The sequence below is a fragment of the Streptococcus parasanguinis genome (assembly GCF_016648925.1).
Taxonomy (GTDB): Bacteria; Bacillota; Bacilli; order Lactobacillales; family Streptococcaceae; genus Streptococcus.
In genome coordinates this window covers 49,449-63,820 of record NZ_JACLQX010000009.1, presented here as the reverse complement: position 1 = coordinate 63,820, position 14,372 = coordinate 49,449, and the positions used below count along the sequence as shown (strand labels likewise).

Genomic DNA, 14,372 nt, shown 5'->3' with positions numbered 1-14,372 from the left:
TTCTATTATTTTTCTACGTTATTCGATACGGTTGTACCGATATTTTCACCAAAGACAACTCGTTTGATATTGCCTGGTTCATTCATATTAAAGACAACCAAGTCAATGTCGTTGTCCATGGAGAGAGTAGAGGCTGTTGAGTCCATGATGCGAAGACCTTTGTTGATCACATCACGGTGGGTCAATTCCTCAAATTTCACAGCTGAAGCATCTTTTTTCGGATCAGCATTGTAAACACCATCCACCCCATTTTTGGCCATGAGGATGGCATCTGCTTCAATCTCAGCTGCACGAAGGGCTGCAGTCGTATCTGTTGAGAAGTATGGAGAACCGATCCCTGCACCAAAGATCACGATCCGATCTTTTTCAAGGTGACGAAGGGCACGACCACGGATATAAGGTTCTGCAACTTGTTGCATGGCAATCGCTGTTTGAACACGGGTATCCACGCCAACTTGTTGAAGCGAATCAGCCATCACAAGGGCGTTCATGACAGTACCGAGCATGCCTGTGTAGTCTGCTTGGACACGATCCATCCCCGCTTCAGCAGCAGGTTCTCCACGCCAAAGGTTTCCACCACCGATAACCAAGGCAATTTCAATTCCAAGTTCGTGAACTTCCTTGATTTCTTGGGCCATTTTTTGGACAGTTTTGATATCGATTCCGACACCACGTTCGCCAGCAAGGGCTTCACCAGATAGCTTGATTAAGATACGTTTATACTTAGGTTCTACCATTTTCTCTCTCCTTTTTTGATCTGTATTATTTTACCATAAATTACGTTTTTTATATAGTCATATCCATCAAAATTTTCTTTTTTCCATCCGATTGGTTTTACCAACTGTAGCAAATAAAAATGGCGTACAAAAAAAGCTACCCAAAGGCAGCTTTTCATTTTTATTAAAGTGAGTTAACATCCACTTTGATACCAGGACCTTGAGTTGTAGTCAAAGTCAAGCTAGTTACGTAAGTACCTTTAGCTGTAGCTGGTTTTGCTTTTTGGATTGTGTCGTTGAAAGCTTTAAAGTTTTCAACCAATTTAGTATCATCGAATGAAACTTTACCGATGATCGCTTGAACGATACCTGCTTTATCAGCACGGTAAGTGATTTTACCACCTTTAGACTCTTCAACTGCTTTCGCAACATCCATTGTTACTGTACCAGTTTTAGGGTTTGGCATCAAGTTACGAGGTCCAAGGACACGTCCAAGACGTCCAACAAGAGCCATCATGTCAGGTGTAGCGATAACTACGTCGAAGTCCAACCAACCATCGTTGATTTTCGCAACAAGGTCATCTTCACCTACGAAGTCTGCACCAGCAGCTTTTGCTTCTTCAGCTTTTGCACCACGTGCAAATACAAGAACGCGAGCTGTTTTACCAGTTCCGTTTGGCAATACCATTGCACCACGGATTTGTTGGTCAGCTTTTTTCACGTCGATGTTCAAGTTGTATGCAACTTCTACAGTTGCGTCAAATTTTGCAAAGTTAGTTTCTTTTGCAAGAGCTACAGCTTCTTCTACGCTGTAGACTTTTGTGCTGTCGATTTTTTCAAGAGCAGCACGAAGTTGTTTGCTTTTTTTAGCCATTTTATCTTTCTCCTTGTAATGTGGTCATATCGATTTTCATCTCCCACGTCACTCGTCATTTGATCAAGTGTATTGCGGGCAAATAGGATTGTTACAATTAGTCAGTAACAGTGAATCCCATAGAACGAGCAGTACCTTCGATCATACGCATTGCAGACTCAATGTTTGCAGCGTTCAAATCTGGCATCTTAGTTTCAGCGATTTGTTGTACTTGTGCACGAGTTACAGTTGCAACTTTTGTTTTGTTCGGTGTACCTGAACCTTTTTCAACACCTGCAGCTTTTTTCAAAAGAACAGCAGCTGGTGGTGTTTTTGTAACGAAATCGAATGATTTGTCTTCATAAACAGTGATAACAACTGGGATGATCATACCAGCTTGATCAGCTGTACGAGCGTTAAACTCTTTAGTGAATCCCATGATGTTGATACCTGCTTGACCAAGCGCTGGACCAACCGGTGGAGCTGGAGTAGCTTTACCAGCAGGGATTTGCAATTTTACAAGTTTTTCGACTTTTTTAGCCATTTCTTAAATCCTCCTTTGTGGTTTTGGCGGTAATTACAGATTTTTACCTCCCACAAGTATGCTTTGTGCATACCTTTCTATTATACACGATTTCTCTTTTTTTGCAAGAAAAAATTAAAATATAGTAAACTTTTTTTTCGTTTTATGATAGAATGAAGCTATGTTAATCAAAGTTGCTTCTGTATTATTTATTTTTTTAACGCTGATTCTGAGCGGCATCATCATTCACCTCTTTAAACTCCAAAAAAGAGGATGGCGATCCACTGATATTGCCTTTCCTTTATTTGCCTTGGAGTACTACCTGATCTCAGACAGCGCCTTTTATCACAGCCTCTTACCGCTACTAGCTTTAAGCCTTTCGCTTTTAGCCTTGGGGCTAACGATTTATTTCTTAAAAAAGAAAAAGTGTTTTTATTACCCTAAATTTATCAAATACTTCTGGCGCGCTGGATTTCTAGTCACCTTCTTGCTCTATCTGATCCTAACCGCTAGTTTGTTTATCTAATGCCAAAAAGAGGCTGGGACAAAAGTCCTAGCCTCTTAATTGTTTTTGGATTGTCGAGCAAGACGCAGTGGTTGAGTGGGCTCTACTACGCTGATTTCATCAGCTTTTACAGCCCTACTCAACTGTGTGGAGGTGGGACGACGAAATCGAATTCTAACGAATGACCGATTTCTGTCCCACTCTCTTTCTTTTATTTCTTCCGATGAAAGAACCAGCCCACTAGTTTCTTGAAGACTTGAATCAATATGAGAGCAAGAACCGCCATGATGGCGCAGATAAGCAGCGTTTGAAGCCTCAAGGGGCTCATGTTGAAGAATTTTCCTAAGATACTACTTGAAACCAGAAAAGCTAGGATATTTCCTAGGAGAACCAGTCTCTTGTAGTGATTGAGAGGCTGGGATTCTTGGTAGATGATGGTAAAACCGACGAAGGCCATCAAGCAGATGGCTACACTCGAGAGCTCTTCTGACCTCATGCCAAATGTTGAAGAGAGCAATACCAGACTGAATATCAGTATAAAATCCGTCAAGGCAGCAGGTAGCGCATTTTTAAAGACCGTTTCAATAAAGCGCCCCTTGATGCGCTCGCTATTGGTCTCGAGCGCTAGAAAGAATCCTGGAATCCCAATCGTAAATCCACTGATCAAAGACATCTGCGACGGCATGATGGGATAGGTAAAGGCTAAGAGCGTCACTGAGATAGCCAACAGAATGGAGAAGATATTCTTGATCAAAAAGAGACTAGCTGATCGTTGAATGTTATTGACCACACGACGACCTTCTGCCACGATAGACGGCATCTTCCCAAAGTCAGAATCCAGTAAGACCACTTGCGCCATCTTTTTGGTCGCATCATTTCCAGATTCCATCGCAATACTACAATCCGCTGTTTTGAGGGCCAGAATATCATTGACGCCATCTCCGGTCATAGCTACTTTATGCCCCTTTGCCTGCAAGCCTTCTACAAGGCTTTTCTTTTGCTCTGGGGTCACCCGACCAAAGACTGTATACTGGCTCGCTGCCTGGTGCATGTCTTCTTCCGTCAGTAAAGTTCTGGCATCGATTAGATCCTCTGCTCCTTCAATTCCTGCTTTTTGTGCAATAGCTGAGACGGTAGCAGGGTTGTCCCCTGAAATGACCTTAATGGTTACACCTTGTTCTTTAAAGTAGGCGAAGGTTTCTTTGGCATTTTTTCTCAAAGGATTGGAGAGAATAATCCAGGCTACCAAATCTACAGGAGCCTCTAACGTCTCTCTAAGGTCTTCTCCCCTATATTTTCCAAAGGCCAAGACCCGATGGCCTGCCTGAGTAGCAGGGGCGATCTCTTTTTCAAGCTCAGAGAAGCTCTCTCGTAAAACAAATTCTGGAGCGCCTAATACATAGATCCCCGATTCAAAGGCAATGGCCCCATACTTTTTCTTGGACGTAAAGGGCAGTATTTCAAGAGTCTTCCAAGGACGGCTGACTGGCGTCTTGTGGAATTTTCGGATCGCATCCATGGTATCGTTTTGATCCATACTAGCTTCTACATACTGAGCTAGAGCTTCCAAGTCTTGAGCGTCTTTAACTGGACGAATCTCTGTCACTTCCATACCAGGCTCTGTAATGGTCCCTGTCTTATCGACACAAAGGACATCCACGCGCGATAATGTCTCAATCCCCTTCATGCTATTGAGCAGAACCTTTTCCTTGGCCAATCTGACAGCACCAAGAGCCAGTGCCAAGGTCATCAAGAGGTACAAACCTTCTGGAATCATCCCGATCAAGGCTCCGACTGTTGAAGTCACACTGAGCTTTAGGCTATCGCCTAGGCTGATATAGCTACGAAGAAAAAGGAGGGAACCTAGCGGAATGATAAGGAGACCAATGATCCCTACGATGCGGTTAACTGCATGAACCATATCAGACTCCTCATGGGACTTGACCTGCTTGGCTTCCAAGCTCAATTGGTTGATGTAGGAGTCATTCCCCACTTTTTCCAATCGTGCCAGTCCTTGACCAGCAATCACAAAGCTACCTGACATGAGCGCATCTTGCGCTCCTTTTTTGACCTCATCAGCTTCACCTGTCAATTGCGATTCATCGACTTTTAGCTCGCCCTCCAGCAAGACCCCATCCGCATAGATCTGATCTCCAGCTTGAAAGAGAACCAGATCACCCTCCACCAGCTGATCGATAGGTAGAGCGACTTCTTTGCCTTCGCGAAGAGCGATCGCCTCACTCATGTGTAGAAATTGCATCTGACGCAAGATCCGTCTAGAGCGGACTTCCTGCACAATACCAACTAAGGAGTTGACCACGACAATCGGGACAAACAAGAGATTGTTCCAAGATTTCACTGCTACCAGCAAAATAGCCAAAATCAAAAATATCAGATTAAAGTAGGTAAAGACATTGTCTCGAATGATCTGTCCTAGGCTTTTTTCTGTCTTGATTGTGACCTTATTTTGCTTGCCCTCTTGGATCTTTTCCGCTACTTCTTCCTGACTGAGTCCTTCTAATCTATCCATTGTTTTCCTCACTCATGTATTTCCAAGGGCAATCCTTCTGGATCGAAGAAAAATGCCATTTTCTTACCATCAAAGTCATCATAGCGAAGGCCTGTATTCTCAATACCTAGCTGATCCAATCTAGCTAGATACGCCTCGACATCTTCCACTTTAAAGGCTAAATGACGCAGTCCCGTATGCTCGGGCAAGGGAAGTTTCGGACGTTCTGGGGCCGTCGGTTTGATAAAGAGTTCTAACGTCAGCTGGCCCTGACGGAGATTGATCAAGATATCTCCGCGTTCGGGACGGTCATACTCACTGACAATCGCAAAGCCCAACTGGTCCACATAGAAATGCAACATGGCATCGCGATCCCGTCCAATGATGGCAATATGATGAATCCTGTCTAACTTCATCTTGTCCTACTTTCTATTTTCTATAAAAAGAAAAGGGAGTGGGGCATATGCCCTTTTTCCCTATCCTTATGATTGTTGCAATACTTTTCGAGGCTTGGTTCCTTCAGCTGGTCCGATGACACCTGCTGCTTCCAAGTCTTCCATGAGGCGAGTCGCCCGATTAAAGCCAACTGATAAGCGACGCTGAATCATCGACGCACTGGCTTTTTGGGTCTCGATCACGAGCGCTTTGGCCTCTTCAAAGAGAGGATCGCCTTCATCAGAGCCACCCATACCACCATCAAAGTCCGACTCGGAGACTTCGCCTGGATCAAAGGCATCATCATAATCGGCTTCTGCCTGCTCTTTAACAAAGTTCACAATCCGCTCCACATCGTCATCTGAGATAAAGGACCCTTGTAGACGAATCGGATGATTTTCATCGATCGGTTTAAAGAGCATGTCCCCACGACCGAGCAATTTCTCCGCCCCATTTTCATCCAAAATGGTCCGTGAGTCGGTCCCAGATGATACCGCAAAAGCGACACGGGAAGGTACATTGGCCTTGATCAAACCTGAAATAACATCAACCGATGGCCGTTGAGTCGCAAGGATCATGTGGATCCCTGCCGCACGCGCCTTCTGTCCAAGACGAATAATGGCATCTTCTACTTCTTTACTTGCGACCATCATCAAGTCTGCCAACTCATCGACAATGACCACAATCAATGGAAGTGGTACTTGCTTCATCTCAGACTGGGCATTGTACTCCGCAACCTTGGCATTAAAGCCAGCAATATTCCGAGCCCCCACTTTCGAGAAGAGCTCATAGCGATTTTCCATCTCATCGACAACCTTCTGCAGGGCTCGACTGGCCTTGCGTGGATTGGTCACCACTGGAATCAAGAGGTGAGGAATATCATTGTAAACAGAAAGCTCCACCATCTTAGGATCGACCATCATAAATTTGACTTCGTCCGGGCGGGCCTTCATCAAGATACTCGAAATAATCCCATTAACCGCTACTGATTTACCAGATCCGGTCGAACCCGCTACCAAGAGGTGGGGCATCCGGGCCAAATCAAAGGTCCGAGCCGAGCCATCTACGGCCTTCCCAAGAGGAATCTCAAGGAGTTTAGCCGGATCTGTTTTGGACTGCTCCCACAATTCACGGAAGGAGACCGTCGCAATCTCTGAGTTGGGCACTTCAATCCCGACCAGAGACTTCCCTGGAATCGGCGCTTCGATCCGCACATCCTTGGCTGCTAGGGCCAAGGCCAAATCATCTGCTAGATTCGAAATGCGGTTGACCCGCACACCGACAGCCGGTTTAACTTCATACTTGGTGACAGAGGGGCCGATTTCCGCTCGCTCCACTGTCGCCTTGATGTTAAAGCTTGCAAAGGTCTCTTCCAAAATGCGGATGTTCTGGCGAACGATGTTTTTCTCTTTGGATTGATTTTTGGGCTTGTCAGGTGCGAAGAGATCAATCGTTGGAAGTTTGTATTGAAGGAGTTCCTTAGGCGTGAAGTCCACCTGAACTTCCTCCCCATCGTCTTCGAATTCATCAGCTACCGGAAGCTCTTCATATTCTTCAGGCTCTTCCGGCCATTCTTCATCTGGCAGGTAGATCTCTGGTGTTACTGGTGCAACAATCTCAGCTTCTGGGAAGGGCTCTGTGAACGGCTCTTCCGCCAACACCTCTCCTGTTTCAGGATCTACAGGGTGCCCTTCCATTGAAAGGGGAGTTGGAAGAACAGCTCTTGCTTCTTCTTGCTCTCTTTCAGCTGCAGCAGCTTCCTCGGCAACTCTTGCTTCTTTTTCAAGGAATTTCTGTTCGCGACGCTCTTTACGTTTTTCCATAGAAGCATGGAAGGCTTCGGACCCCTTTTCAAACAAATCATAGATGGAGTAAGGGCTCATCAAGAGGATCCCCAATCCGATAAAGAGAAGACCGATAAAATAAGAGCCAATATTTGAAAACAGGAAGGAAATCGGAGCATAAAGAAGGGCACCGATCATACCACCACCCGCAAAACTCTCCACCCGCAGATGAATCAAGTCTGCCATGATTCTTGAAAAAGTGACCTTGATTCCATCATTGTCTAAATGAAGGGAGGATACAAAGAAAGCCTGAAACATCAGGAGAACCCCAGCAAAGAAACTTAGGAATCCTGAAATCACCCCTTCGTGTTTATCCAGCCATTTAAAGGCATAAAGGTAGAAAAAGGTCGCTAAAATAGCTAAGTAAGCCAAACTCCCAACAAAGAGTCGGATCAAATTGTAGGCTAAGACCCCTACTGCCCCCAATTTCAAGGCCGCAAAAATTAAGACCAGACTAATCAGAATGGTCGCAATCATGCGATGAATTGCTTTTTTTCTTTCTAATTCTGCTTTGGACAGTCGTCTTGTCGACCGTGTTTTTTTTGATTGATTATTGTTTGCCATAACCTTTATTATATCACATTTTCAAGCTAGTTCTCTAGTAAAATCACTTCCACAAATTTGTAGCAGAAAGCAGAAAAACAGCACCGAGTGGGCACTGTTCTTTAGAGCTGTTTAGAACGATATTCAATGATGTTCAAATTCCAAAATGGATCTTACTCAGATTTTTTATCCTCCGGTGTGATGGTATCTAGAACTTGATCGACTTTTTGCTCTCTTTCCAATTCGTTATCCATTTGAATGATATCGATTTGATCTTGTACATTTGTTTGTTGGACTTAAGGTTTGAATGACGAGGCAAATCCTACTCCAATCACCAAGAGACTCGCTCCAAGGACACAAAGCCTTTTGACATGCCAAGCCATTGGCAAAGGAATTTTCGCTCGGAAACCTGATTTCTTGACCCAATCCGGATGGTCTAACATCACGCGATTTGCTGCTATCAGAGGCTTCATGTAGCCAAAGAGCGCAATGACCGTTGTCAAACCAATACCCCGAAAACGATTCTGATTCGATGGAGAAACATGGTTCACTTCCATCAGAACCATACCCGTAATCACTAAATTAATGACCAGTAATAAGCCCAAAGATCTCCATAGACCTTCTCTACGGTAGCATTTCAATTCATCAAACGACATCTCTTCAAAATGTTTATTCATGTTTCAAGTACTCCTGGTGTTTCTTCAAATACTTTTTGCCATACCATTCTTCCAGCGATTTCCCTTCGAACTCGCGATATTCCTCTGAATATTTATTTCGATAATAACCATACAGTGAATAGGGTAACATCATCACAACTTCCATACTCAAAACAATAATATTTGCAAAAAATACCATTCCTATAAATGAGATGGTTCCTAAAAAATCACCTTTTACTTCTCCAATTTTGGGGAAAAGAAATTTCAGAACCATCCAACCTGCTACAATTATTCCACCTAGTCCAGCAATGACTTCTATGATCTTTTGCTGTCTAGCAGTTACACTAGGATCCTGCACTCCATAAAGACGAATTTTTAGCGATTTCATTCTAAATTGGACAATCATAAACAATATGATTCCGGTAAGAACATAGAAAAAAACCAAACCCAAAATCGTAAGGTATCTACCTATGACGGTGATAAAAAACAAATTCAGAGCAAGCACCATCCAAATCAGATACAGATTCAAATTCAAGATACTAGTATAAGGAATCTTTGCATCATATTTTCTACGCAGATTTTTTCTACAAACAAGAAACCATAAAAACCAACACAAGAAAAACAGCCAGAGTGGATAGAAATTGATCCCCCAGGTTTCAACTGGTGCATCTGGATCAGGGTGATGAGTTTGCGACTCCATTAATGCAGAAAATCCAAACATGAACAGTATCCCCATAAATGAAAATAGTTTCCTCGCAATACTAAATGGCTTTGTGTAGATTTTTCGGCTATTTGTGTCCTTGACCATATAATCGATAAAGCCATCATGACGCAAACGACGGCTCTCATAAAAATTGGCCCTAAAGATTGATTTTTTCATTCTTATCTTCCAATAACTCCTTATATTTTTTCAGGCTCTTTCAATTAATGTCTATTTCGATTGTAGGACTTACAGATGACTGAATTCATCCTTCAAGTATCGTTTAGCCTTTCGAACGATATAGAGCGACTCATCTTCTGAAACCAACTTGCGAAAGAGCTCTTCAGCTCTAGACTGATCTCCTTTGAGAGCAGCATTCAAGGCTTGGTAGTAGATGATTTCCAACTGCTGGTACTTGAAGTCATTGCTTAAGTCTTCGAAATAATCATTGCTTTGGTGCGCAATGGTTAAATCATAAAGAGCGAGACAGACCTCTTTTGTTTTCTCAGCCAGTGTAGGGTCTGTAATGGTCAATTCATTTAACTGAGCCTCTAGCTCTTCTCTAGTCAAATCAGGATCTGTCAGGACAGTCGATCGCATGAGGTAACTCTCAAAAAAGTTCTTATATTTCTGCGGTAGTTCCTTCTGACTAAGTGCCTCCCTAGCTTCCTCTATAACAGCATCGAAATCTCCCATCATAAAAGAATAGGCGACCGATGTTAGCTTCATATCTATCTGTAAAATGGGCTTTTTCACATTCTTGTTCAACTGAAGGTATTGCTGCCAAAAAGCTAAATCTAAGTCTACATGGAGAATGGTGTTACACTTGTTGGTGTAGCTCTTCTTGAGCAAGTGGATGAATAAAAACAAGCCTGCAAGGACCAATAAGAGGCCCGCAGTCTGAAGAAGGGGATCTCTGACCAATAATCCTATACAAACAATCAGAAGCATTGCCAACAAGCCAGCAGATCTAATATAGAGTCTATAGTTTTTGCGCATTTGACCATAATTCATACACATCACTCTTTTCTATTCCTGTTTTCAATGTGGCTAGATTCAATCCTGTAATTCGCCATCTTTTCCATTGTAGTATTGTTTAAACTCTTCATAAGAATGGATTTCATGCTCCTGTCCATCTTTTGAGTAGTAAGCATCTATCTTTACTCCAGAGATTCGATCTTGACCGATATAAGCAAACCAGTGAAGTAGTTGGTCAAAATATTCCGCATTAGACATAGAGTCTTGACGTGGGTATAAGATGTAACCTTCCTTTGAAAGCTTTTCTTTCAATTCAGGATGTTCTTTAAAAATATTTAGATTTACGCTATTCTTATCTCTATACTCATTAAGCTCTATTCTTGACCCAATACGATACCCTGAATTTTTCACTACCAAACCACCTAAATTAGTATAGGAAGTAAGGATTGCGTCAATAGTTGACACTTCTGTATCTATACTTTCGGATTCAATAAATTCATGATGATCTAAATCATAAAATAATTCATATGATTTTTCTGAATCCTTTGACTCATAATAGCGAAACCATACAAGACTTTGACCTTTATTATTTATCACATCGAAATTTTTCGAGTAAGCCTTTGGAAATTTTTTTCGAATATCTTTTATGAAATCAACTTTCGTTTCTGCCATATCTCTACTTATATCATAATATCGAAATCCAGTATATTCTTTCTGTAAATTGTTTTTGTCTTGTTTTTCATTATAATTAAAACTGACCAAATAACGATTCCCTACAAAATAAAAATCTTTAGCTAGAATATACTCGTTATGATCGCCCCAGTATGATACATTCTTAATATCCCCTGCTTCTACATATGTTGAAGCAGATTCAGTTTTCTTGTGATGATTCGATTTTGGATAAATCAATACGAGTACACACCCAAAAATAAGTAGCAAACTAAATATCACTCCTGCCATCTTACTCTTTAAACATTTTTTCATTCTTTTCCTCTACAAAACCTATCGTTTTTTTCTTAAACCAATCAACTTATCTCCCATCATACCGAATTTTCTATCTCAACGCAACTTCCTTTTTAACTAGTGATTTATCAACCCTTGTCAATCTTGAAATAACTCTAGTGAATAGAGATTTCCATCTAAATTTGAAAGTATCGCAAAATTAAGGTACAATAGAGAAAGACAACTATGTTGGAAAGGAAGAATATGAAAAAATTAATCGCACTACTATTATTTTCCGGCTTGGCTTTAACAGCTTGTTCGTCCAATAAGACAGACGCTAACTCTTCAAGCTCAAGCAAAGAAAAGACAGAGCAGACAGCAACTTCTAGCTCTAGTGAAAAAGATCAAAAGAAAATTGAAGAAGATCAAAAGAAATTAGAACAACTGCGCAAAGATTTTAACGACGCCATGACCAATGAAAATGCCGTCTTCCCACAACTTTCAACTGACGTGGCTGAAGACGAAGCGGAGGTTAAAATCACAACGACAGAAGGCGACATCACTGTGAAGCTCTTCCCTAAATATGCCCCACTTGCAGTTGAAAACTTCTTGACCCATGCAAAAGAAGGCTACTACAATGGCTTACTTTTCCATCGTGTCATTAACAACTTTATGATCCAAACTGGGGATCCTAAGGGAGATGGTACTGGTGGTGAATCCATCTGGAAGGGCAAAGACAAATCCAAAGATTCAGGTACTGGTTTTGAGAATGAGTATTCTCCATACCTTTACAACCTTCGTGGAGCCCTAGCCATGGCCAATTCTGGTCCAAATACCAACGGTAGTCAATTCTATATCAACCAAAATAAGGAAGATATTTCTAGCAAGCTCCCGACTGATCGCTTCCCAGCTAAGATTATCGATGCTTATAAAAATGGTGGAAATCCAACCCTTGATGGTGGCAACTACACTGTCTTTGGGCAAGTCATCGATGGCATGGATGTGGTGGATAAAATTGCGTCTGCCGAAACTGATGATAAGGACAAACCAAAAACAGACATCAAGATTGAAAAAATCGAGATTTTAAAAGACTATAATTTCAAAAAATAATGAAAAGAGAACCGCACGGTTCTCTTTTTAAAATATTGATAAACATTTTACATAAAATTACCTAATAGATTCATTGGTAAATAAAATGAATTCTAATTATTTAAGACATTCATCTACTGAAACTTTCCGCTGTGAGAAAAGTGCCTGAAACAATACAGTTTCAGGCACTCGGAATTATTGAGACCTTAGGCTCAATAATTAGTCATGGAACTTCTACGAAGTTCGCTGACGTCCGTCCTCACCTAAGGAAAGTTTCTAAGAAGTATGTAACGTCAATCTAAAAAGAGAACCGCATGGTTCTCTTTTTGTGTTTACGTTAATTCATTAAAGTCCCAGATTTGGTCCATCCAGCCTTCATAGAAGTCTGGCTCGTGGCAAACCATGAGGATCGATCCCTTGTATTCTTTCAGAGCCCGTTTCAATTCATCTTTGGCATCCACATCCAAGTGGTTGGTTGGCTCGTCTAGTACCAAGACATTATTTTCACGATTCATCAAGAGACAGAAGCGTACCTTGGCTTGCTCCCCACCGGATAACACCTGAATTTGGCTCTCGATATGCTTGGTGGTCAAGCCACAGCGGGCAAGGGCTGCACGGACCTCTGCTTGGTTGAGAGCTGGAAAGGCATTCCAGACTGCTTCAAGCGGCGTCTGACGATTGCCTCCTTCGACCTCTTGCTCGAAATAGCCAAGTTCTAGGTAATCTCCACGCTCTACTTCTCCAGCGATCGGTGGGATGATTCCTAGCAAGCTCTTCAAGAGAGTGGTTTTCCCGATCCCATTGGCCCCGATGATGGCAACTTTTTGATTGCGTTCAAAGGTTAGGTTCAAAGGCTTGGTCAAAGGACGGTCATAGCCAATCTGGAGATCCTTGGCCTGGAAGATAAAGCGACCAGGAGTCCGGGCATTTTTAAATTCAAAGGATGGCTTTGGTTTCTCACTTTGCAACTCAATGAGTTCCATCTTGTCCAGCTTCTTCTGACGAGACATGGCCATGTTCCGTGTAGCCACACGCGCCTTATTGCGGGCTACGAAATCTTTCAAATCAGCAATCTCTTTTTGCTGACGCTCATAAGCCGCTTCCAATTGCGATTTCTTCATTTCATAGACTTCAAGGAATTGGTAGTAGTCACCTGAATAGCGGGTTAACTGCTGATTTTCCACATGGTAGACGATATTGATCACATCGTTCAAGAAAGGAATGTCGTGGGAAATGAGGACAAAGGCATTTTCATAATTCTGCAAATAGCGTTTGAGCCAATCGATGTGCTCTGCATCCAAGTAGTTGGTTGGCTCGTCTAGTAGCAAGATATCTGGTTTTTCTAGCAAGAGTTTGGCCAAGAGGACCTTGGTCCGTTGCCCACCTGACAAGGAGGTCACATCCGTGTCCATGCCAAAGTCCATGACCCCAAGAGCACGCGCCACTTCATCGATCTTGGCATCCAAGGTATAAAAATCACGACTTTCTAGACGCTCTTGGAGTTCTCCTACTTCTTCCATCAAAGCATCGACATCGGCTCCCTCTTCCGCCATGGCCATATAGAGGTCATTGATGCGAGCTTCAGCTGTGAACAACTCATCAAAAGCTGTCCGTAAAACATCGCGAACTGTTTGTCCTTCTTCTAATACCGAATGCTGGTCCAGATAACCTGCCGTCACATACTTAGACCACTCCACCTTTCCTTCGTCAGGTTGCATCTTACCAGTCACGATGCTCATGAAGGTCGATTTCCCCTCACCATTGGCCCCGACAAGACCAATATGCTCTCCCTTTAGCAAACGGAAAGACACATCCTCAAAAATCGCCCGGTCCCCAAAACCGTGGCTTAAATTTTTCACTTCTAAAATACTCATGCTTGACTCTCTTTCATTGATTTCACTCGTATGATTATATCATCTTCACTGCAAAATGAAAAGGGAGCCCAACTCCCTTTAGAATATATATAAATAAATTATAAGTAAGATAGGTTACGCGATTTTGTCAAGAAATCAAAATAAGTTCTAACTTATGAATTTCATAAAGAATATACCGAAACTTTCCGCCGTGAGAAAAGCGCTT

12 protein-coding genes and 2 pseudogenes are annotated in these 14,372 nt (G+C 42.3%); 2 read left to right on the top strand and 12 right to left on the bottom strand.

Annotation, left to right across the window (positions count from 1 at the left end; all coding sequences use genetic code 11):
• Positions 1 to 5 precede the first annotated feature (5 nt).
• From pyrH to rplK, 3 genes are all read right to left on the bottom strand, one after another.
• A complete protein-coding gene (gene pyrH, locus H7T97_RS04760) occupies positions 6 to 737 on the bottom strand; it encodes a UMP kinase (protein WP_009731451.1) in 732 nt (243 codons plus the stop codon).
• Between the two features lie 163 nt (positions 738 to 900).
• On the bottom strand, positions 901 to 1,590 hold the full coding sequence (gene rplA / locus H7T97_RS04755; protein ID WP_003005355.1) for a 50S ribosomal protein L1: 690 nt from the start codon (positions 1,588 to 1,590) through the stop codon (positions 901 to 903).
• A 97-nt stretch (positions 1,591 to 1,687) separates the two neighbouring features.
• On the bottom strand, positions 1,688 to 2,113 hold the full coding sequence (gene rplK / locus H7T97_RS04750) for a 50S ribosomal protein L11 (RefSeq protein WP_003005369.1): 426 nt from the start codon (positions 2,111 to 2,113) through the stop codon (positions 1,688 to 1,690).
• A 160-nt stretch (positions 2,114 to 2,273) separates the two neighbouring features.
• Between rplK and H7T97_RS04745 the strand changes: the two genes are divergently transcribed.
• On the top strand, positions 2,274 to 2,618 hold the full coding sequence (locus H7T97_RS04745) for a DUF3397 family protein (RefSeq protein WP_201089572.1): 345 nt from the start codon (positions 2,274 to 2,276) through the stop codon (positions 2,616 to 2,618).
• Positions 2,619 to 2,808: 190 nt separating this feature from the next.
• Here the strand turns inward: H7T97_RS04745 and H7T97_RS04740 are convergent, their stop codons facing one another.
• From H7T97_RS04740 to H7T97_RS04710, 8 genes and pseudogenes are all read right to left on the bottom strand, one after another.
• A complete protein-coding gene (locus H7T97_RS04740; protein WP_201089570.1) occupies positions 2,809 to 5,127 on the bottom strand; it encodes an HAD-IC family P-type ATPase in 2,319 nt (772 codons plus the stop codon).
• 8 nt (positions 5,128 to 5,135) lie between these two features.
• Positions 5,136 to 5,522 carry an SMU1112c/YaeR family gloxylase I-like metalloprotein gene (gene gloA2, locus H7T97_RS04735; RefSeq protein ID WP_024054825.1) on the bottom strand — a complete coding sequence of 129 codons (387 nt, stop codon included), beginning with the start codon at positions 5,520 to 5,522 and terminating at the stop codon, positions 5,136 to 5,138.
• Positions 5,523 to 5,588: 66 nt separating this feature from the next.
• Positions 5,589 to 7,118: pseudogene (locus H7T97_RS10420) on the bottom strand (DNA translocase FtsK); the annotation flags it as partial.
• 74 nt (positions 7,119 to 7,192) lie between these two features.
• Positions 7,193 to 7,949: pseudogene (locus H7T97_RS10415) on the bottom strand (DNA translocase FtsK); the annotation flags it as partial.
• Positions 7,950 to 8,224: 275 nt separating this feature from the next.
• Positions 8,225 to 8,605: a hypothetical protein gene (locus H7T97_RS04725; RefSeq protein ID WP_260314067.1), complete on the bottom strand. Its 381-nt coding sequence runs from the start codon at positions 8,603 to 8,605 to the stop codon at positions 8,225 to 8,227.
• Positions 8,598 to 9,464 (bottom strand): hypothetical protein, encoded by an 867-nt coding sequence (locus tag H7T97_RS04720; protein ID WP_201089566.1) that lies wholly within the window; start codon positions 9,462 to 9,464, stop codon positions 8,598 to 8,600. The genes H7T97_RS04725 and H7T97_RS04720 overlap by 8 nt, the downstream gene beginning before the upstream one ends.
• 69 nt (positions 9,465 to 9,533) lie before the next feature.
• Positions 9,534 to 10,298 (bottom strand): hypothetical protein, encoded by a 765-nt coding sequence (locus H7T97_RS04715; RefSeq protein ID WP_201089564.1) that lies wholly within the window; start codon positions 10,296 to 10,298, stop codon positions 9,534 to 9,536.
• 42 nt (positions 10,299 to 10,340) lie between these two features.
• Positions 10,341 to 11,246, bottom strand: coding sequence for a hypothetical protein (locus tag H7T97_RS04710; RefSeq protein ID WP_201089562.1), 906 nt, complete (start codon positions 11,244 to 11,246; stop codon positions 10,341 to 10,343).
• A 222-nt stretch (positions 11,247 to 11,468) separates the two neighbouring features.
• Between H7T97_RS04710 and H7T97_RS04705 the strand changes: the two genes are divergently transcribed.
• Positions 11,469 to 12,314: a peptidylprolyl isomerase gene (locus tag H7T97_RS04705; RefSeq protein ID WP_201089560.1), complete on the top strand. Its 846-nt coding sequence runs from the start codon at positions 11,469 to 11,471 to the stop codon at positions 12,312 to 12,314.
• Positions 12,315 to 12,625: 311 nt separating this feature from the next.
• Here the strand turns inward: H7T97_RS04705 and H7T97_RS04700 are convergent, their stop codons facing one another.
• Positions 12,626 to 14,167 (bottom strand): ABC-F family ATP-binding cassette domain-containing protein, encoded by a 1,542-nt coding sequence (locus H7T97_RS04700; RefSeq protein ID WP_049488524.1) that lies wholly within the window; start codon positions 14,165 to 14,167, stop codon positions 12,626 to 12,628.
• Between the last annotated feature and the right edge of the window lie 205 nt (positions 14,168 to 14,372).